The following is a 17,796-nucleotide window of genomic DNA, read 5'->3' as shown; positions in this document are numbered from 1 at the left end:
AGCGAGCCGGGCCGACTACAGAACTTGGTCCTGCGAAGGAGGGAATGGCGCCGCCGATCCAGGCGGCCCGCATTTGACGCGCATTCGTGAGCGCACCGCTCGATCGTCGTCCGGCCCGGGCACGAGTCCCGGTCCCCCGCTCCGTGAACCCGTCGCAACGCCGCAGGCGGGATAGGTTTCCGGATCCGGGTGGTTTGCGAGACGACATCACGAGTGCACGATGGACGTCCGCAACACGACGACGCCGGCGGCCCTGGGCCACCACGCGGAACTGACCCTGCGCGGCATCGTGCTCGGGGCGGCGATCACGGTCATCTTCATGGCCGCCAACCTCTACATGGGCCTGAAGACCGGGATGACGTTCTCGTCGTCGATCCCGGCCGCCATGATCTCGATGGGCGCGTTCCGGCTGATGGGCGGGGCCGGCATCCTCGAGAACAACATCGTCCAGACCCAGGCCTCGGCCGCCGGCACCCTGTGCAACGTCGTGCTGGCGCTGCCCGGCCTCGTGCTGATCGGGCATTGGAGCGGCTTCCCGTTCTGGCAGACCACGGCGGTCTGCGCGCTGGGCGGCCTGCTCGGCGTGGCCTTCTCGATCCCCCTGCGCCGGGCGCTCGTCTCCGGCAGCGACCTGCCGTACCCCGAAGGTGTGGCCGCCGCCGAGGTCCTGAAGACCGGCCAGGAGGATGCCGGCGGCCACGGCCTGCGCGACCTGCTGGCGGCGGCGGGAGTCGCCGGCACGATCGGGCTCGCCACGACCGGGCTGAAGCTGCTGGGCGACGGGCTCTCCGGCGCGATCAGCCTCGGCGGCGCCGCCTTCCGCACCGGCACCGGGTTCTCCCTGGCGTTGGTCGGCGTCGGCTACCTGGTCGGCATCGGGGCGTGCCTCGCCCTGCTCACCGGCGTCGTGATCGCCTGGGGCATCGCGGTGCCGATCCTGACCGCGCTCGCGCCCGATGCGGGCAAGACCGCCGGGCAGGCCGCCGAGGCGGTCTGGTCCGAGCAGGTGCGGCTGATGGGGGCCGGCATCATCGCGGTGGGCGGCCTCTGGACGGTGGCCTCGCTCGCCCGGCCGATCGCGGCCAGCATCCGCACCGCCCTGTCGACCACCGGCAGCAGCCTGGGCTCCGATCACCCGCGCGAGGAGCGTGACCTGCCGATCGCCTGGGTCGGGGCCGGGGCGCTCGCCCTGTGCGTGCCGCTGGCGCTCCTGTTCGGCGCCTTCGCCGGGCCGGCCGGGCTCGGCGGGACCATGATCGCCCTGGCGCTCGCCGCGACCCTGTTCACGGTCCTGTTCGGCTTCCTGATGGCCGCCGCCTGCGGCTACCTCGCGGGGCTGCTCGGATCCTCGTCGAGCCCGATCTCGGGGATCGGGATCCTCACCACCATGGCGACCGCGCTGCTCCTGCCGCTGTTCCTCGGCCAGGTCGGCGGGCCGGACGGCGACCGGTTCGTCACCGCCATGGCGCTGCTGCTCACGGCGGTCATCGTCACCACCGCGTCGATCGCCAACGACAATCTGCAGGACCTCAAGACCGGGCAGGTGGTCGGCGCCACCCCCTGGCACCAGCAGGTCGCGCTGATCATCGGGGTCTCGGTCGGCTCGCTGGTGATCGCGCCGCTGCTCGAGCTGCTCTACCAGGCCTACGGCTTCATCGGCGCGCCCTCGCGCGAGGGGCTCGATCCGGCAAGCGCCATGGCGGCGCCCCAGGCCGCGCTGATGACCCAGATCGCCAAGGGCATCACCGAGGGCGCGCTGCCCTGGACGATGGTGCTGATCGGCGCCGGGCTCGGTGTGGTGCTGGTGGCCGTGGAGGCCTGGCTGCGGCGGCGCAACCTCACCTTCCCGGCGCTCACGGTCGGGATCGGCATGTACCTGCCGCTGTCGGTCGAGATGACCATCGCGATCGGCGGCATCCTCGGCTGGATCGCCGAGCGCCGGCTGCGCGGCCGGGTCCGCGGCCCCCGGCGGGAGGCGGTGCTGGGCGCCGCCCGCCGCCGCGGCGTGCTCCTGGCCTCGGGCTTCCTGGTCGGCGAGAGCTGCGTCGGCGTGCTGCTGGCGGCCGCCGACCTGATGGCCGGGCATAGCGGAGCGCTCGCCATCGCCGGGCCGGGCTTTGCATCGACGGCGACCTGGCTCGGGCTGGCGGTGTTTCTGGCCGGCCTCGGGGTTTATCTGCGGCTGGTCTCCACGGTCGACGACGCGGCGCGCGTGACCCAAGTCGAATCCAAGACCGCGTGATGAACCGCGCCGTCATTGCGAGCGCAGCGAAGCAACCGAGGGATACGCTACGGTTGGAGAACGCGCGCCGCACTGGCTTGCTTCGCTGCGCTCGCAATGACGGGTTATGAAACAGGGGCCGTTGTCCAATCCCCGCGCCGAGAGATCGCCATGAGAACGGCCGTATCCGAGACCCGCGCGTTCCCGCTGAGCGCCGGCATCCTGTTCGGGCTGGGGCTCGGCGGGTTCTTCGACGGGATCGTGCTGCACCAGGTCCTGCAATGGCATCACATGCTGAGCAGCTGGTACCCGGTCGATTCCATTCCCAATCTCGAGCTGAACACCCGCTGGGACGGAATCTTCCACAGCGCCACCTACGTGTTCGTGGTGCTCGGGCTGTTCATCCTCTGGCGCGCGGCGCATCGCGGGCACCTGTCCTGGTCGAACAAGCTGCTGGCCGGCTCGCTGCTCATGGGCTGGGGTCTGTTCAACACCGTCGAGGGCGTGATCGACCACCAGATCCTTGGGGTGCACCACGTCAACGAGACGATGCCCCGGGACCAGTGGGTGTTCTGGGATTCCGGCTTCCTGCTCTGGGGCCTCGCCATGCTGATCGTGGGCTGGCTGCTGGTCCGGGCCGGCCGCCGGGAGCGGGCGGCGTGAGGCTTCAGCGCGCCGCCCTGCCGGCATTCGTCCCCTGGCTCGTCCTCGGGGCGGCCTTGGTCCTGGCGACGATGCCGGCCTGGCGGCCCCTGGTCTTCGGCACCGCGCTCACCCTCGACGACCTGTTGAGCCTGCGCTGCCTGTCCGGCTGAGCCTCAGGCGCCGACCTCGCCGAGCAGCGTCTGGACGAAGCGCCGGGTGCGCGGATCGGCGGGCCGAGCGAACAGCTCGGCCGGCGGTCCCTGCTCCACGACGGTGCCGCCGTCGAGGAGCACCACCGCGTCGGCGACCCGGCGGGCGAGGCGCAGGTCGTGGGTCGCCATCAGCATGGTCATGCCCTCGCGGGCGAGGCCGGCCAGCACGTCCACCACCTCGGCGGCGAGCTCGGGATCGAGCGCCGAGGTCGGCTCGTCACAGAGCAGCAGGCGCGGGGAGGGGGCCAGCGCCCGGGCGATCGCCACGCGCTGCTGCTGGCCACCGGAGAGGCTCGCCGGCCAGGCCTCGGCCTTCTGGGCGAGGCCGACCCGGTCGAGCAGCTCCAGCGCCCGGACCCGGGCCGCCTCCTTGGGCCATTTGCCCACGGTGATCAGCCCCTCGGTGATGTTCTCGATCACCGTGCGGTGGGGAAACAGCTGGAAGTTCTGGAACACCATGCCGGTCTGGCGGCGCACCGCGAGCACGTCCCGCCGGGCCGGCGGCGCGCCGGGCCGGAAGTCGAGCCGCTGGTCGCCCAGCACCAGCGTGCCGGCCTGCGGGATCTCCAGCAGGTTCACGCAGCGCAGCAACGTCGACTTGCCCGAGCCCGACGGGCCGATCAGCGCCGTCACCTTGCCCTCCGGCACCGTCAGGTCGACGCCGCGCAGGATCGGGTTGTCGCCGAAGCGTTTTTCGATTTTCTGGAGGGCGATCATGCCCGGGCCTCCAGGTAGCCGCCGTAACGCCCGAGCCGCCGCTCCAGCCCGCTCTGGAGCCAGGACAGGGCGGAGCAGAGCACGAGGTAGATGAGCGCCGCCTCGACGTAGAGGATCAGCGGCTCGTAGGTGACCGCGACGATGCGCTGGGCCGCCTGGAACATCTCCGGCACGGTGATCGCGGCGGCGAGCGAGGTGTCCTTCACCAGGGCGATGAAGGTGTTGGACAGGGACGGCACCGCCACCCGGGCCGCCTGGGGCAGGATCGTGCGCCGCATGGCCTGGGCCGGGGTCATGCCGGTGGCGTAGGCGGCCTCCCACTGCCCCTTCGGGATCGACGCGATGGCGGCGCGCACGATCTCGGACGCGTAGGCGCCGATATTGAGGGTGAAGCCGATCACCGCCGCCGGGAACGCGTCGATCAGGATGCCGACGCTCGGCAGGCCGTAGAAGATCACGAACAGCTGCACGAGGAGCGGCGTGCCCCGGAAGATCCAGACATAGGTCCAGGCGAGCGCCGCCAGCGGCCGGGGCCCGAACAGGCGCGCGAGGGCGATCACCAGCGCGAGGCTCAGCCCGAGCGCGAAGGCGATCAGCGTCAGCGGCACGGTGAACCGGAGACAGGCTGCGAGCAGCGGCCCGAGCGACTGGAGCATGAGGTCGGGCCAGTGCGGCACGGGTCGGTGTTTCCTGCGGGATCGGGCGACGGTCTATACGGCTTTGCGCCGCGGATCGCGCGGGGGATTTTTCGGGTTGGTTTCGGATCACCCGCGCCTTGAGGGGAATGCGGTTCGGTGACCGAACCCGCCCGGCGGGGGCTGACGGGCTCATACCTTTCCGGACGAGGTGCGGGTCCCCTCTCCCGTGCGGGAGAGGGATAGGGTGAGGGATGCGACCTCTCCGGAGAAACCGGGTCCCTCATCCCAACCCTCTCCCGCACGGGAGAGGGGGCGCGTCGCGGCCTGCGCGGACCGGAGGGGGGAGGGCGGCTATCTACCGCGAAACGTCCGCCCCGAAATACGTCTGCGCGATCGCCGCGTAGCTGCCGTCGGCCTTGATCTCGGCGAGCGCCTTGTCGATCGCCGCCTTCAGGGCGGGGTTGTTCTTGCGCAGGAGGATGCCGGAGGCGTCGGCGTCGTCCTTCTGGGCGACGATCTTCACGGGGGCGTTCGGCTGCTTCTTGTGGAAGTCGAGGAAGGACAGGTTGTCGTTGACGGTGGCGTCGGCGCGGCCGGTGACGACCAGCTGGATCGACTGGTCGAACCCGTCGGTGCCGACCGGCTCGGCCCCGGCCTCGGTGGCCAGCCGGGCGAAGTTGCTGCTCAGGCTCTGCGCGGACTTCTTGCCCTTCAGGTCGGCGAAGGACTTGATCGTGCCGTTGTCGGCCCGGGTGATCAGCACGGCCCGGGAGCGGATATAGGGCTCGGAGAAGTCGAACTTCGCCTGGCGCTCCTTGGTGATGCTGACCTGGTTGATCACCACGTCGTAGCGCTTGGCATCGAGCCCGGCGATCAGGCCGTCCCACTTGCCCTCGACGAACTGGGGCGTGACGCCCAGCTTCTCGGCCACCTTGCGGCCGATCTCCACGTCGAACCCGGCCAGCGCCCCGGAGGCGTCGTGGAAGCTGAACGGCGCGTAGGTCCCCTCGGTGCCGATCCGCAGGGTCTTGGCGGCCCGGATCGCGTCGAGGTCGTCGGCCCGCGCCGGCGCGCCCATGAGAAGCGCCGCTGCGGCGAAGACGGCCACGCGGGCGGCGGAGACAAGACGCATCACGGGGAACTCCAGGGCTGGATGATCGGGTGCTTCGGGGCCGGCCCGTTACCGCCGGCGTCAGGCCTGAACTCCTATACCAAGCGGCCCCGGCGGCGCCTACGCCGCGCCGAGGCGGGGTTTCGCCCGGGAGCAGGGTCTTTCCGGAGGCGCCGGATTTCGGGCCGATCCGTTCTCCGCACCGGCCCGCGCGGTTTCCGGCCCGGACGTGCCCGAACACGGGCCGCCGGCGCCGCAAGGCTCTGAGCGGGCCGGCCTTTCCGCCCCCCCGGACCCGCCGCGCGGCCCCGGGATGGCGGAGCGGGGACCGAGCGTCGATCGGGCCCTCAAGCTGTGGATGGGGGAGAAAATTTTCCGAGGCCGCGGCGGGCCGGCGCCACGGCGATCCGCTTCGCCGCCCACAAGGCCGGAACCCGCGAGATCTTCCATATCCTGTCGGGACGCCTGGAGATCCACACGACCCGGGAAGTTATCACCCTGGAGGGCGGCGACACGGCGACGATCCGGGTCGATGTCGAGCACGGGTTCGTGAATGTCGGCTCCGTGGTGAGCAAGCTCATCCTGCTGATCCTGTCGGCGTAAGGCTTGCGGCACCCGGGCCGGCGCCGCGCAAACACATCGCGGCTTTTGTCGAGCCCGCGCCGGGACGGGCGTTGATCTCGGATGATCCTTCGGCACAGTGCCGGCGTGTCGCCGCTCCGGGGTGGCCGCGTGGCCCCGGAGCGGCCCGGACCGGTCTCTTCCTGTGAGCCGGGGCGCGCGGCCCGCCCCGGCGGAGGATCGCGCATGAGCTCGCCCGCCCAGCCCTACCGGGGCGTCTTCCCGGTCGCCCCCACGGTGTTCGACGCCTCGGGCGCCCTCGATCTCGACGGGCAGCGCCGGGCGATCGACTTCATGATCGACGCCGGCAGCCACGGCATCTGCATCCTGGCGAACTTTTCCGAGCAGTTCGTCCTCACCGACGCCGAGCGCGAGACCGTGATGCACGCGGTGCTCGACCACGTCGCCGGCCAGGTGCCGGTGATCGTGACGACCACGCATTTCGCCACGCAGGTCTGCGCCGAGCGCTCGCGCCGGGCTGAAGCAGCCGGCGCCGCCATGGTGATGGTCATGCCGCCCTATCACGGCGCCACGATCCGGGTGCCGGAACTCGGCATCTACGATTTCTTCCGCGGCGTCTCGGACGCGATCTCGATCCCGATCATGATCCAGGACGCGCCGGTGGCGGGCACGCCGCTCTCGGCCGCGTTCCTGGCCCGCATGGCCCGGGAGATCGAGAACGTCTCCTACTTCAAGATCGAGACCCCCGGGGCGGCGGGCAAGCTGCGCGAGCTGATCGCGCTCGGCGGCGATGCGGTTGTCGGCCCCTGGGACGGCGAGGAGGCGATCACCCTGATGGCCGATCTCGATGCCGGCGCCACCGGGGCGATGACCGGCGGCGCCTATCCGGACGGCATCCGCCAGATCACCGACGCCTACGCGGCCGGCCGCCGGAACGACGCGCTCGACGCCTACGCGCGTTGGCTGCCGCTGATCAACCACGAGAACCGGCAATGCGGCCTGCTCGCCTGCAAGGCGCTGATGGCCGAGGGCGGCATCATCGCCCACGAGACCGCCCGCCTGCCGCTCCAGCCGCTCCATCCCGACACCCGCGCGGCGCTGATCGAGCTGGCCCGGCGCAACGATGCGCTGGTGTTGCGCTGGGGGCGGTGAGGGTTTTTGACGTGAGGGCCAGCGGCGTTTGAGACACGCGCGGCTTTCCCTCCCCCCTCTGCGGGGGAGGGTGGCCCCCGAAGGGGGTCGGGAGAGGGGAGCGACGGTGCAGGAAAGAACTCCGGCCCGTACGCCCGATCTGCCTCTCCCGGAACCCTGGTTCCCCTCTCCCGACCCTCGCTGACGCGAGGCCCACCCTCCCCCGCAGAGGGGGGAGGGCAGGCGTGGTGGTTCAGGCGCTCAATGCCGAACCCGTCCCCAACACCCCCGACAACCGCCGCACCGCCTCTCGGGCCAGCTCCGGGCTGATGGCGAAGCAGAGGCGGATCAGGCCTTCGCCCGCGGGCCCGAAGGCGGTGCCCGGGGCGACGCCGACCTTGGCGTCGCGCAGCAGGCGGTAGGCGAGGTCGAGGCTCGGCTCGTCTCCGGCGATCCGGGGCATGAGGTAGAAGGCGCCGTCCGGCGGCGCCACCGTCACGCCCGGCAGGCGGGCCAGCCCCTCCACCAGGATCGCCCGGGCCTCGGCGCAGCGGTCGACCATGGTGCGGATGAAGCCGTCGCCCTCGTCGAGGGCCGCGATGCAGGCGTGCTGGATGAAGGTCGGGATCGAGGTGGTGCTGTACTGGCCGAGCTTGGCGAAGGTCGGCGCCAGGCCCCGGGGGAAGATCACCCAGCCGGCGCGCCAGCCGGTCATCGCCCAGTTCTTCGAGAAGGTGTTGGTGACGATCAGGCGGTCGTCCTCCGTGCAGATCTGCAGGAAGGACGGGGCGATCTGGTTGCCGTAGGTGAAGTGCGCGTAGACCTCGTCGGAGAGGATCCACAGGCCGCGCGCGCGGGCGAGGTCGCGCAGCGCCGTCATCTCGGCGAGCGGCATGGTCCAGCCGGTCGGGTTCGACGGCGAGTTGACCATGATCACCCGGGTGCGCGGGGTCAGGGCCGCCTCGATGTCGGAGAGCGGCAGCGTGAAGCGCCCGTCGGGCTGGATCCGGTAGGGCACCGTCACCGGCACGCCGCCGGTGATGCGGACCGCCTCGGCGAGGTTCGGCCAGGCCGGGGCGGGGATGAGGATCTCGTCGCCCGGCTCCAGCAGCGCCTGCGCGGCCTGCATGATCGCGTTCATGCCCCCGGCCGTGACGGCGAACCGATCCGCCGGGACGTCCACGCCCCAGTGCCGGGCGTGATAGGCGCCGAGCGCCGCCCGCAGGGCCGGCAGGCCGAGCGAGGTGGTGTAGCGGGTATGCCCGGCCTGCATCGCCCGGTGCGCCGCCTCGACGATGAAGGGCGGCGTCGGCAGGTCGCCCTCGCCGATCCAGAGCTTGACCACATCGGGATCGTCCCGGCCGCGATCCGCCACCAGGCCGATCTGGCTCGTGCCGATGCCGCGGATGCGCTCCGAGAGGAGGGCGGCGAGGTCGACGGGCGTGTCGAGGGCGGCAGCGGCAACGGGTTCGGCCATGGGCGACGGGTCTCGTGGTGTCCGGGGAACGGCGCGCCGCGCGGCGCGGCGGCAAGCGGGCGGGCGCCATGCCTGCAAGGTCCCGGCCGTTCGGGGAATCGGCCCGAGCCTGCCGTGTCCGGCCGCGCGCGTCCAGGCCCAGGCCAGCCCCGGCACAGGTTCAGCCAGTTTCGGCTTTTCAGAAATTTCTGAAATTGATATACGTCAAGGCACAGATCCCGAGCCGGAGATTCGTCGTGCTCGACACCCTCGACCCCCTGATCCTCGCCCGCATCCAGTTCGGCTTCACGGTGGCGTTCCACATCGTGTTCCCGGCCTTCTCGATCGGTCTGGCGAGCTTCCTCGCCGTGCTGGAGGGCCTGTGGCTCGCCACTGGCCGACAGGTCTTCATGGACCTGTTCAAGTACTGGCTGAAGATCTTCGCCATCGCCTTCGCCATGGGCGTCGTCTCCGGCCTGGTGATGTCCTACCAGTTCGGCACCAACTGGTCGGTCTTCTCCGACAAGACCGGGCCGGTGCTCGGCCCGATGATGGCCTACGAGGTGCTGTCGGCCTTCTTCCTGGAGGCCGGCTTCCTCGGGGTGATGCTGTTCGGGATGAGCAAGGTCGGGCCGCGCCTGCACTTCGCCGCGACCCTGATGGTGGCGTTCGGGACCTTCTTCTCGGCCTTCTGGATCCTGTCGGTGAATTCCTGGATGCAGACGCCGATGGGCTACGGCACCAACGCCGCGGGCCAATTCGTGCCGCTGGACTGGTGGGCGATCGTGTTCAACCCGTCCTTCCCGTACCGCCTCGTCCACATGGTGCTGGCGGCCTACCTGACCACGGCGCTCGTGGTCGGCGCGGTCGGCGCCTGGCACCTGCTGCGCGACCGGGCCAACCCGGCGGCGCGGACCATGTTCTCGATGGCGATGTGGATGGCCGCCCTGGTGGCGCCGGTCCAGATTCTCGCGGGCGACGCCCACGGGCTCAACACCCTCGAGCACCAGCCCGCCAAGGTTATGGCCATGGAGGGCCACTTCCAGAGCCATCCGGACGGGGCGCCCCTGGTCCTGTTCGGCCTGCCCGACCAGGAGGCCGGCACGATCCGCTACGCGGTGGAGATCCCGAAGCTGTCCTCGCTCGTGCTCAAGCACAGCTTCGACGCGCCGCTCGCCGGCCTCGACAGCCTGCCGCGCACGGACTGGCCGCCGGTGCCGATCGTGTTCTGGTCGTTCCGCGTCATGGTCGGGCTCGGCATGCTGATGCTGCTGCTCGGGACCCTGAGCCTGCTCGCGCGCTGGCGCGGGGCGCTCTACCGGTGGAGCCCGCTACACCGCTTCGCCGTCGCCATGGGGCCGGCCGGGTTCGTGGCGGTGCTGGCCGGCTGGATCACCACCGAGGTCGGGCGCCAGCCCTACACGGTCTACGGCCTGCTGCGGACCGCGCAATCGGCTTCGCCGCTCCACGGCCCGGCGGTGGCCGCCTCGCTCACCGCCTTCGTGGTGATCTACTTCTCGGTGTTTGCCATGGGGGTGTTCTACATCCTGCGCCTGATGGCCCAGCCGCCCCATGCCGGCGAGACCGGGATCGAGCCCGGCGCGCCGATCCGCACCGCCGGCATCACCCCCGCCCCGTCGGTCGATCCCGACCGCGCCCTCCAGCCGGCCGAGTGAGGCAGCCATGCTCTACAGTGTCGATCTCACCGTGATCTGGGCCTTCGTGATCGCCTTCGCGGTCTTCGCCTACATCGTCATGGACGGTTTCGATCTCGGCATCGGCATCCTGTTCCCGGCCCTGCGGCCGGGGCCGGAGCGCGACACCGCGATGAACTCGGTCGCCCCGGTCTGGGACGGCAACGAGACCTGGCTGGTTCTGGGCGGCGGCGGCCTGTTCGCGGCCTTCCCGCTGGCCTACGCGGTGATCCTGCCGGCGCTCTACGCGCCGATCATCGCCATGCTGCTCGGGCTGATCTTCCGGGGCGTCGCCTTCGAGTTCCGCTGGCGCGATCCCCGGCACCGGGCGGCCTGGGACGTCGCCTTCACGGGCGGCTCGGTGGTGGCGGCGCTCGCCCAGGGGATCGCGCTCGGCGCGCTCCTGCAGGGCATCGCGGTCGAGGGTCGGGCCTATGCCGGCGGCTGGTGGGACTGGCTGACGCCGTTCAGCCTGCTGGTCGGCGCGAGCCTCGTGGTCGCCTACGCGCTGCTCGGGGCGACCTGGCTGGTGATGCGCACCGAAGGGCTGCTCCAGCTCCAGGCCCGCCGGCTGGCGCAGCGCCTGACGCGCGCCACGGTGGCGGCGATCGCGCTGGTCAGCGCCGCGACGCCGTTCCTGCAGGGGCGCTACTTCGAGCGCTGGCTGGCGATGCCGAACGTCCTGGTCTCGGCGCAGGTGCCCCTGCTCGTGGCGCTCGCCGCCTACGCCCTGTGGCGGACCCTGCGGGACGGGGGCGAGCGGGCGCCGTTCCTGATCGCGCTCGGCCTGTTCGCCCTGTCGTTCCTGGGGCTCGGGATCAGCATCTTCCCGGACGTGGTGCCCGGCCGGATCACGATCTGGCAGGCCGCCGCCCCCGAGGCGAGCCAGATCTTCATGCTGGTCGGCGCCGCGATCCTGGTCCCGATCATCCTGATCTACACCGCGTATTCCTACTGGGTGTTCCGCGGCAAAGTCGACGCGCACGGGTATCACTGATGGCGCCTGCAACCCCGCTCCCCCTGTGGAAACGGCTCGCCTGGTTCGCCGCGATCTGGGCCGGGAGCATCCTCGGCCTCGGCGCCGTGGCGACGCTCCTCCGGTTCTGGCTCAAGAGCTGATAAGCCGGCAACGCCCCCCGCTTTCCCGGGGGCCCAAACCGTTCGACGGATCGCCGCCGTGCACCTGCCTCCCCTGATCCAGACCTTCGTGCTGCATTTCGGCGAGATGGGCTCGCGCTGGGGCATCAACCGGACGGTGGGGCAGATCTACGCCCTGCTGTTCGTGGCCGAGCGGCCGCTCAACGCCGACGAGATCGTCGAGCGGCTGGGCGTCTCGCGCTCCAATGTCAGCATGGGGCTCAAGGAGCTGCAGGCCTGGAACCTCGTGCGGCTCCAGCACATGCCCGGGGATCGGCGGGACTATTTCGCCACCCCGGAGGACATCTGGCAGATCGTCCGCACCCTGGTCGAGGAGCGCAAGAAGCGCGAGATCGACCCGACCCTGACCCTGCTGCGCGAGCTGCTGATGGTCGAGGCCGGAACCGAGGCGGAGCGCCACGCCCAGGCCCGGCTGCGGGAGATGCACGACCTGTTCGAGCTGTTCGCCGGCTGGTACGCCGACGTGCGCCGGCTCGACACCGAGCGCCTGGTCCAGCTCCTCACCCTCGGCTCGAAGGTCCAGAAGGTGCTGGCGATGAAGGACCACCTGACCGGCCTGCCCGGCCGCCTCGTGCGGCGGACCGACAAGGGGGAGTGAGGGGCGGGGATATCCGCGGGGTGGGTCGCACCCGCCGGTTCACCCGCTGAGCGCGCGCCGGTAGATCGCGATCAGCGATTGCGCCGCGTTCTCGATATGGCGGCGCAGGAGGTCGGCGGCCTTGTCGATCTTTCCGGCCTCGCACAGGGCCAGGATCTCCCGGTGCTCCCGGTCGGCGCGGGCGACGTCCCCGGAGGCCGAGAGCTGGAGCCGGGTCGGGCGGTCGCAATCCTGCAGCAGGCCGGCGACGATGCTCAGCGAGCGCGGGCGCTCGGCGTGCTGCAGCAGATCGAGGTGGAAACGCCGGTTCAGCTCGCCCCAGCGCAGGATCTCGCCGGCCGCCAGGGCGGCGCTGTAATCCTCGGTGAGGCCGTGCAGCGCCTCGAAATCCGCCTGCGACAGGCGCCGCGCCGAGAGGGCCAGCAATTCCGGCTCGAGCTGGACCCGGAGGGTGAAGATGTCCTCCACCTCCTCCACCGACAGGCCCGAGACCACGGCGCCGCGATGCGGCATGATCTTGATCAGGCCGGTGGCCTCAAGCTGCAGCAGGGCCTCCCGGATCGGGATCCGGCTGATCCCGAACTCCTCCGCCAGCGCGTCCTGGCGCAGCTGGGTGCCGGCTGGGAACTCGCCGGTCAGGATCCGCTGCCGCAGCGACTCGGCGACGGCGGCTGCCACTGTCTTGTGGACGAGCCGGTCGGGCGCGGGTCGAAGGTGTGCCGCAGGGGACATCAGGGCCTCAGGGACAGGATCGGATCGCCCGGCACCGGAAGCCGCGCGTGCAATCGCAAGGCCAATGCCTGAATCGCGGGCGGGCTCGGGGAACAGGCCGAACCGCGCTCCGCGGGGCCCGCATGGCCGGCCTCATCGGGCGGCTGCGAACACGCGCAACGGCGGGCCGGCCTTCGAGACGGTCCCGTCGTCGGTCGCACGCGCACCGGCCCGGATAGAGCGCCCACACACAACCTGAGGGGCGCCGGGACCGGGCATAGATGGGCCGCTGACAGACGTCGAAACCCTCAAGGACACAAGGGTATCTAAGCTTTATCGACCACGCCAGATACGATCATGCAAGTCAAGAATATTTGTATAAAATCATCCACAGGGTAAGTTTTGTACGATTCCGACATTCACGCCCCGGGCCGGGCCGCCATCCGGCTCGGCTGGTGCGGTGCCGTCCCGGCCCAGGGTGCCTGGGCGAGCCTCTGCCCGAGATAGCCGACCAGCGCCGTGATCCGGGCCGGCCGCGGGTCGCCGGGGGGCGTCACGAGGTGGAGCGCGATCGGCGGCGGCGACCAGCCGGGCAGGACCCGCTCGAGGCGCCCGGCTTCGAGGTCGTCCCAGATCATGAAATCGGGCTGCAGGGCGAGGCCGAGGCCGGCCCGGAGCGCCGGCGCCAGCGCCTCGGCGTTGTTCGCGCGCAGCGGCCCGCCCGGCACGATCACGGCCTCGGCGCCCGAGTCTTCGATGAACCGCCAGCGGTCGGGCGTCGGCAGGTAGGCGTAGCCCAGGCAGGCGTGGCGGGCGAGGTCGTCCGGATGGTCGGGCCGTCCGTGCCGGTCGAGATAGGCGGGCGTCGCCACCAGCGAGCGCCGGATCGCGCAGAGCCGCCGGGCGCGCAACGAGGAATCCGGCAGGGCCGCGATCCGCAGCCCGATATCGAAGCCGCCGCCCACGAGGTCGACCACCGCATCCGACAGGTGCAGGTCTACCGAGACGGCCGGGTGCTGCCGCAGGAAATCCGGCAGGAGCGGCGCGACATGCATCACCCCGAAGGTCATCGGCGCAGCCAGGCGAACGAGGCCGCGCGGCTCGGCGGCGCCCGCGATGGCCAGCGCCTCCGCGGCCTCGCCCTCCGCCAGAATCCGGGCGGCGCTGGCCTTGGCGGCGTGGCCGGCCTCCGTCAGGGCGAGCTTGCGCGAGGTGCGGTTGAACAGCCGCGCACCGATCCGCGCCTCCAGCCGGCCGACCGCCTTCGAGACGGTGCCCTTCGACAGGCCCAGATCCTCCGCGGCCCGGCCGAAGGAGCCGACCTCCACCACCTTGGCGAAGACCGCCCAGGCCTCGAAATCGGGGAGCCGCATGAGTCGCATTCCAGAAACGATGGGTTTCCATCGTTTCTATTTTAAGGCGCCTTCGCAAGGGCCAGATTGCCGTCATCGCAAACGCCCCGCGCAACGCAGGGCGGCTTCTCGGGAGATAGCGTCATGGTGCAGTCCGGCCTCCACCACGTCACGGCCTTTTCCGGCCCGGCCCTCCGCAACCTCGACTTCCACACCCGCGTGCTCGGCCAGCGGCTGGTGAAGAAGACCGTCAACTTCGACGATCCGGGCACCTACCACCTGTATTACGGCGACGCGGCCGGGCAGCCCGGCACGATCCTGACCTTCTTCCCGATCGCGCATGCGGCCCCCGGCCGGGTCGGGATCGGCGAGACCCAGGAGACCGCGTTCCGGGTGCCCCGCGGCGCGATCGGCTGGTGGACCCACCGGCTGATCGAGAAGGGCGTCGCCCACGAGCCGCTGGTCCAGGTGTTCGGTGCGCCGACCCTGCGGTTCCGCGACCCGGACGGGATGATGCTGGCGCTCGTCGGCGTCGACGGCGCCGAGGCGGAGGCCGCCTGGGCCTCGGCCGAGGTTCCGGCCGAGCACGCGATCCGCGGCCTGCACGGGGTCACGCTCCTCCTGGAGAGGGCCGAGGCCACGTCCGCGATCCTCACGGAGGTGCTGGGCCTGCGCGAGGAGGCCCGCGAGGGCAACCTGATCCGGTTCGCCGGCAGCGCGGCGCTCGGCAGCTTCGTGACCCTCCGGGCGGTCGGCGGCTTCCTGCCCGGCCGTCAGGGGGCGGGCTCGGTCCACCACATCGCGTTCCGGGCGGCGGACGATGCCGCGCAGGCCGCGATGGCGGACAAGCTCGCCGGGCTCGGCCTCCAGGTCACCGAGCAGCGGGACCGCCAGTATTTCCGGTCGGTCTACTTCCGCGAGCCCGGCGGCGTGCTGTTCGAGATCGCCACCGACGCCCCCGGCTTCGCCGTGGACGAGCCGATGGATGCCCTCGGCACCGCCCTGAAGCTGCCCGCCGGGCTGGAGCCGCACCGGGCCCAGATCGAGGCGGTGCTGCCGAAGGTCGCCTGAACCAGATCTCCGCCCCGGACGAACGGGGCGGAGATGCGAGGATACTCTTCAGCGAGGTCGCCATGACCCAAGACGTCCGCACGCCCAATGCCCTCGGCCTGATCCATCACTTCGAGCCCGGCGCCACCGAGGCGCGGCCGCTGCTGCTCCTGCACGGGACCGGCGGCAACGAGCACGATCTCCTGCCGCTCGGCCGGATCGTGGCCCCGGGCGCCGCCCTGCTGTCGCCCCGCGGGGCGGTGTCGGAGAACGGCATGCCGCGCTTCTTCCGGCGGCTGGCCGAGGGGGTGTTCGACGAGGCCGACCTGCGCCGCCGCACCGCGGATCTCGCGGCCTTCGTGGCCGCGGCGCGGGCGCGCTTCGGCCTGGCCGCGCCGCTGGCCCTCGGCTTCTCGAACGGCGCCAACATCGCCGCCGCGCTGCTGATGCTGCACCCGGAGGTGCTGGCGGGCGCGGTGCTGATCCGGCCGATGGTGCCGCTGGCCGAGCCGCCCGCCGCCAACCTCGCGGGCAAGCCGGTGCTGATGCTCTCCGGGGCGATGGACCCGATCGTCCCGGCCGAGAATGCCGGCCGGCTGGCCCGGCAGCTCACAGCCGCCGGCGCGGCGGTCGAACACCGGATCCTGCCGGTCGGCCACGGCCTGTCGCAGGCTGATGTCAGCCTCGCGGCCGACTGGGTCCGCGGCCTCGCGCGGCCGGGCGCGGCCTGATCCTCGCAAGACATCCCACGTTGAACCGGAGTATTGCCATGGCCACCCCGATCGCCTCCGCCACCGCCCTGCTGCCGGTGACCGGCCGGGTCCTGATGAGCGCGCTGTTCCTGGTGAGCGGAATCGGCAAGCTCGCCGCCCCGGCCGCGACGCTCGCCACCATCCGGGCCGCCGGCCTGCCGCTGCCGGAGGTGTCGTTCGCGGCCGCCGCCCTGGTGGAGGTCCTGGGCGGCCTGCTGCTGATTGCCGGCTACCGGACCCGGCTCGTCGCCCTGGCGCTCGCGGGATTCGCGGTGGCCACCGCCCTGACCTTCCACACGGCCCTGGCGGACCCGAACCAGATGTTCCACTTCCTCAAGAACCTCGCCGTGGCGGGCGGCTTGCTTCAGGTCGCGGCCTTCGGGGCCGGCCCGGTCAGCCTCGACGCCCGTCGGGGCCGGGCCTGACCGGGCGCCGTCACACAGGGAACCGGGATGACCACAACCGACCAGCCGCTCGCCCTCGGGATCATCGGCGCCGGCATCATGGGCGAGCGCCTGATCGGCGCGCTCCACGGCGCGTCGGATTCGCCGGTCCGGGTCGCCGCCCTGTGGGACCCGTCCCCGGAGGCCCTGGCCCGGGTCGGCGCCGCCTTCCCGGCGGTGCCGCAGGTTGCCGGTTCCGACGCCGTCGTGGCGGCGAGCGCCTGCGTCTACGTCGCCTCGCCGCCGGCCTCGCATCTCGGCTACGCCCGCGCGGCGCTGGCCGCCGGCCGGACCGTCTTCTGCGAGAAGCCCCTGGCGATCGACCTTGCCGACGCCCGCGCCTTCGTGGCCGAGGCCAGGGCGGCCGGGGCGGTGAATTTCCCGTTCGCCTCGTCGCCCGGCGTCGCGGCGCTGGAGCGCTGGATCGCCGAGGGCGCGGTCGGGACGCCTCGCCGGCTCAGCATCGCGGTGGCCTTCGCCCGCTGGCCGCGCCCCTGGCAAGCCGACGCGGCGCGCTGGCTCGACGCCCGGGCCGAGGGCGGCTTCACCCGCGAGGTCGTCTCGCACTTCCTGTTCCTCGCCCGCCGCCTGTGCGGGCCGATGGACGGGCTCGCCGGCACGGTCGCCTTCCCGGAGGCCGGCCGCTCCGAGCGGGCGATCGACGTGACGCTGAGGGCCGGCGGCATTCCCGTGACCCTGACCGGCCGGGTCGGCGGCGTCGCCGAAGACGACCACAACACCTGGACGCTGGAGGGCGATGCCGGCGCCATCCGCCTGCGCGACTGGGCCATCGCCGAGCGCCGCGGCCCGGACGGCCGCTTCACCCCGGCTCCCGATGCGCTCCCCAACGCGGAGGTGCGCCCGATCGCGCTGCGCCGCCAGCTCGCGGGCGTCGTCCGCATGACGCGCGGCGAGCCCCACCACCTCGCCACCCTCGCCGAAGCGCTCGCCGTGCAGGAGGCGGTGGAGGGGATTCTGGCGCTGTGAGGTTTCGGGTGCCGCCGCCCCGATATCCCCGAAGGGGCGGCATGTTCCCCACTCCGCCCCCCGTTAGCGGATGAGGGCGGCAGCCCGTCATGGGCGCCTCTCCCTTCCCCCCTCGCGGGCTACGAGGTTCATATATCTCCGCTGAGCACCGCCGCCGGCGAAGCGGCGCGACGTGCCCCCTCTCCCGTGCGGGAGAGGGGACCCGCGCCCCGTCCCGGCGCCGGGTCTTCGCAAATCTGTGTAGCCAGCAGCCCGCAAAGGGGGAGGAGGCGCGTGCCCTGTACGGACCGGGTATCCTACGCCGTCACCGATTTGCGGCGTGCAAGGACGGCGATAGC

The 17,796-nt window shown here is 71.8% G+C and carries 19 protein-coding genes; 13 read left to right on the top strand and 6 right to left on the bottom strand.

Annotation, left to right across the window (positions count from 1 at the left end):
- Positions 1-220 precede the first annotated feature (220 nt).
- The 3 genes from LGR69_RS13385 to LGR69_RS13375 all read left to right on the top strand — a co-directional run bounded on the left by LGR69_RS13385 (position 221) and on the right by LGR69_RS13375 (position 3,036).
- On the top strand, positions 221-2,242 hold the full coding sequence (locus LGR69_RS13385) for an OPT family oligopeptide transporter (protein ID WP_230366311.1): 2,022 nt from the start codon (positions 221-223) through the stop codon (positions 2,240-2,242).
- A 150-nt stretch (positions 2,243-2,392) separates the two neighbouring features.
- A complete protein-coding gene (locus LGR69_RS13380) occupies positions 2,393-2,884 on the top strand; it encodes a DUF2243 domain-containing protein (RefSeq protein ID WP_007564627.1) in 492 nt (163 codons plus the stop codon).
- Positions 2,881-3,036, top strand: a complete 156-nt coding sequence (locus LGR69_RS13375) for a hypothetical protein (RefSeq protein WP_007564628.1) — start codon at positions 2,881-2,883, stop codon at positions 3,034-3,036. Before LGR69_RS13380 ends, LGR69_RS13375 begins: the two co-directional genes overlap by 4 nt.
- Positions 3,037-3,039: 3 nt before the next feature.
- Here LGR69_RS13375 and LGR69_RS13370 read toward each other — a convergent pair whose 3' ends face one another.
- From LGR69_RS13370 to LGR69_RS13360, 3 genes are all read right to left on the bottom strand, one after another.
- Positions 3,040-3,795: an amino acid ABC transporter ATP-binding protein gene (locus LGR69_RS13370; RefSeq protein WP_230366310.1), complete on the bottom strand. Its 756-nt coding sequence runs from the start codon at positions 3,793-3,795 to the stop codon at positions 3,040-3,042.
- On the bottom strand, positions 3,792-4,472 hold the full coding sequence (locus tag LGR69_RS13365; RefSeq protein ID WP_050733667.1) for an amino acid ABC transporter permease: 681 nt from the start codon (positions 4,470-4,472) through the stop codon (positions 3,792-3,794). The genes LGR69_RS13370 and LGR69_RS13365 overlap by 4 nt, the downstream gene beginning before the upstream one ends.
- Positions 4,473-4,788: 316 nt before the next feature.
- Entirely contained in the window at positions 4,789-5,565 is a 777-nt protein-coding gene (locus LGR69_RS13360) for an amino acid ABC transporter substrate-binding protein (protein WP_230366309.1), read from the bottom strand.
- 333 nt (positions 5,566-5,898) lie between these two features.
- On the opposite strand from LGR69_RS13360, the gene LGR69_RS13355 reads away from it, so the two are divergent.
- Positions 5,899-6,147, top strand: coding sequence for a cupin domain-containing protein (locus LGR69_RS13355; protein WP_230366308.1), 249 nt, complete (start codon positions 5,899-5,901; stop codon positions 6,145-6,147).
- A gap of 204 nt (positions 6,148-6,351) precedes the next feature.
- Complete coding sequence (locus LGR69_RS13350) at positions 6,352-7,278, top strand: dihydrodipicolinate synthase family protein (RefSeq protein WP_230366307.1); 927 nt, start codon at positions 6,352-6,354, stop codon at positions 7,276-7,278.
- A gap of 232 nt (positions 7,279-7,510) precedes the next feature.
- On the opposite strand, the gene LGR69_RS13345 is transcribed toward LGR69_RS13350, so the two are convergent.
- The gene (locus LGR69_RS13345) at positions 7,511-8,734 is read right to left on the bottom strand and encodes a pyridoxal phosphate-dependent aminotransferase (protein ID WP_230366306.1); all 1,224 of its coding nucleotides are present in this window, start codon (positions 8,732-8,734) and stop codon (positions 7,511-7,513) included.
- 236 nt (positions 8,735-8,970) lie between these two features.
- Between LGR69_RS13345 and LGR69_RS13340 the strand changes: the two genes are divergently transcribed.
- The 4 genes from LGR69_RS13340 to LGR69_RS13325 are packed head-to-tail and all read left to right on the top strand — an operon-like array spanning position 8,971 to position 12,163.
- Positions 8,971-10,389 carry a cytochrome ubiquinol oxidase subunit I gene (locus tag LGR69_RS13340; protein WP_230366305.1) on the top strand — a complete coding sequence of 473 codons (1,419 nt, stop codon included), beginning with the start codon at positions 8,971-8,973 and terminating at the stop codon, positions 10,387-10,389.
- A 7-nt stretch (positions 10,390-10,396) separates the two neighbouring features.
- Positions 10,397-11,404, top strand: coding sequence for a cytochrome d ubiquinol oxidase subunit II (gene cydB, locus LGR69_RS13335; RefSeq protein WP_230366304.1), 1,008 nt, complete (start codon positions 10,397-10,399; stop codon positions 11,402-11,404).
- A complete protein-coding gene (locus tag LGR69_RS13330; RefSeq protein WP_007569138.1) occupies positions 11,404-11,526 on the top strand; it encodes a DUF2474 family protein in 123 nt (40 codons plus the stop codon). Before cydB ends, LGR69_RS13330 begins: the two co-directional genes overlap by 1 nt.
- 58 nt (positions 11,527-11,584) lie before the next feature.
- Positions 11,585-12,163 carry a GbsR/MarR family transcriptional regulator gene (locus LGR69_RS13325; RefSeq protein WP_007569136.1) on the top strand — a complete coding sequence of 193 codons (579 nt, stop codon included), beginning with the start codon at positions 11,585-11,587 and terminating at the stop codon, positions 12,161-12,163.
- A gap of 39 nt (positions 12,164-12,202) precedes the next feature.
- On the opposite strand, the gene LGR69_RS13320 is transcribed toward LGR69_RS13325, so the two are convergent.
- Together LGR69_RS13320 and LGR69_RS13315 are read right to left on the bottom strand one after the other, a co-directional pair.
- Positions 12,203-12,895: a GntR family transcriptional regulator gene (locus LGR69_RS13320; RefSeq protein ID WP_230366303.1), complete on the bottom strand. Its 693-nt coding sequence runs from the start codon at positions 12,893-12,895 to the stop codon at positions 12,203-12,205.
- A gap of 398 nt (positions 12,896-13,293) precedes the next feature.
- Positions 13,294-14,247: a LysR family transcriptional regulator gene (locus LGR69_RS13315; protein ID WP_230366302.1), complete on the bottom strand. Its 954-nt coding sequence runs from the start codon at positions 14,245-14,247 to the stop codon at positions 13,294-13,296.
- A gap of 123 nt (positions 14,248-14,370) precedes the next feature.
- Here LGR69_RS13315 and LGR69_RS13310 point away from each other — a divergent pair, with 123 nt between their 5' ends.
- The 4 genes from LGR69_RS13310 (at position 14,371) to LGR69_RS13295 (ending at position 17,458) form a co-directional block, all read left to right on the top strand.
- Positions 14,371-15,297 (top strand): ring-cleaving dioxygenase, encoded by a 927-nt coding sequence (locus LGR69_RS13310; RefSeq protein ID WP_230366301.1) that lies wholly within the window; start codon positions 14,371-14,373, stop codon positions 15,295-15,297.
- A gap of 62 nt (positions 15,298-15,359) precedes the next feature.
- Positions 15,360-16,007 (top strand): alpha/beta hydrolase, encoded by a 648-nt coding sequence (locus LGR69_RS13305; protein WP_230366300.1) that lies wholly within the window; start codon positions 15,360-15,362, stop codon positions 16,005-16,007.
- A gap of 38 nt (positions 16,008-16,045) precedes the next feature.
- The gene (locus tag LGR69_RS13300) at positions 16,046-16,453 is read left to right on the top strand and encodes a DoxX family protein (protein WP_230366299.1); all 408 of its coding nucleotides are present in this window, start codon (positions 16,046-16,048) and stop codon (positions 16,451-16,453) included.
- A 27-nt stretch (positions 16,454-16,480) separates the two neighbouring features.
- Positions 16,481-17,458: a Gfo/Idh/MocA family protein gene (locus LGR69_RS13295; protein WP_230366298.1), complete on the top strand. Its 978-nt coding sequence runs from the start codon at positions 16,481-16,483 to the stop codon at positions 17,456-17,458.
- The last annotated feature ends 338 nt before the right edge of the window (positions 17,459-17,796 follow it).

This window comes from Methylobacterium brachiatum (genome assembly GCF_020523825.1).
Classification (GTDB): Bacteria; Pseudomonadota; Alphaproteobacteria; order Rhizobiales; family Beijerinckiaceae; genus Methylobacterium; species Methylobacterium brachiatum.
This window is presented reverse-complemented; position numbering and strand designations above follow the sequence as displayed.

Excerpts from the sequence above, each read along its gene's own strand:
- LGR69_RS13350 (WP_230366307.1), top strand. The coding sequence starts at position 6,352 with ATGAGCTCGCCCGCCCAGCCCTACCGGGGCGTCTTCCCGGTCGCCCCC.
- LGR69_RS13315 (WP_230366302.1), bottom strand. The coding sequence starts at position 14,247 with ATGCGGCTCCCCGATTTCGAGGCCTGGGCGGTCTTCGCCAAGGTGGTG.
- LGR69_RS13310 (WP_230366301.1), top strand. The coding sequence starts at position 14,371 with ATGGTGCAGTCCGGCCTCCACCACGTCACGGCCTTTTCCGGCCCGGCC.
- LGR69_RS13320 (WP_230366303.1), bottom strand. The coding sequence starts at position 12,895 with ATGTCCCCTGCGGCACACCTTCGACCCGCGCCCGACCGGCTCGTCCAC.
- LGR69_RS13345 (WP_230366306.1), bottom strand. The coding sequence starts at position 8,734 with ATGGCCGAACCCGTTGCCGCTGCCGCCCTCGACACGCCCGTCGACCTC.
- LGR69_RS13380 (WP_007564627.1), top strand. The coding sequence starts at position 2,393 with ATGAGAACGGCCGTATCCGAGACCCGCGCGTTCCCGCTGAGCGCCGGC.
- LGR69_RS13300 (WP_230366299.1), top strand. The coding sequence starts at position 16,046 with ATGGCCACCCCGATCGCCTCCGCCACCGCCCTGCTGCCGGTGACCGGC.
- LGR69_RS13385 (WP_230366311.1), top strand. The coding sequence starts at position 221 with ATGGACGTCCGCAACACGACGACGCCGGCGGCCCTGGGCCACCACGCG.
- LGR69_RS13330 (WP_007569138.1), top strand. The coding sequence starts at position 11,404 with ATGGCGCCTGCAACCCCGCTCCCCCTGTGGAAACGGCTCGCCTGGTTC.
- LGR69_RS13305 (WP_230366300.1), top strand. The coding sequence starts at position 15,360 with ATGACCCAAGACGTCCGCACGCCCAATGCCCTCGGCCTGATCCATCAC.
- cydB (WP_230366304.1), top strand. The coding sequence starts at position 10,397 with ATGCTCTACAGTGTCGATCTCACCGTGATCTGGGCCTTCGTGATCGCC.
- LGR69_RS13360 (WP_230366309.1), bottom strand. The coding sequence starts at position 5,565 with ATGCGTCTTGTCTCCGCCGCCCGCGTGGCCGTCTTCGCCGCAGCGGCG.
- LGR69_RS13370 (WP_230366310.1), bottom strand. The coding sequence starts at position 3,795 with ATGATCGCCCTCCAGAAAATCGAAAAACGCTTCGGCGACAACCCGATC.
- LGR69_RS13295 (WP_230366298.1), top strand. The coding sequence starts at position 16,481 with ATGACCACAACCGACCAGCCGCTCGCCCTCGGGATCATCGGCGCCGGC.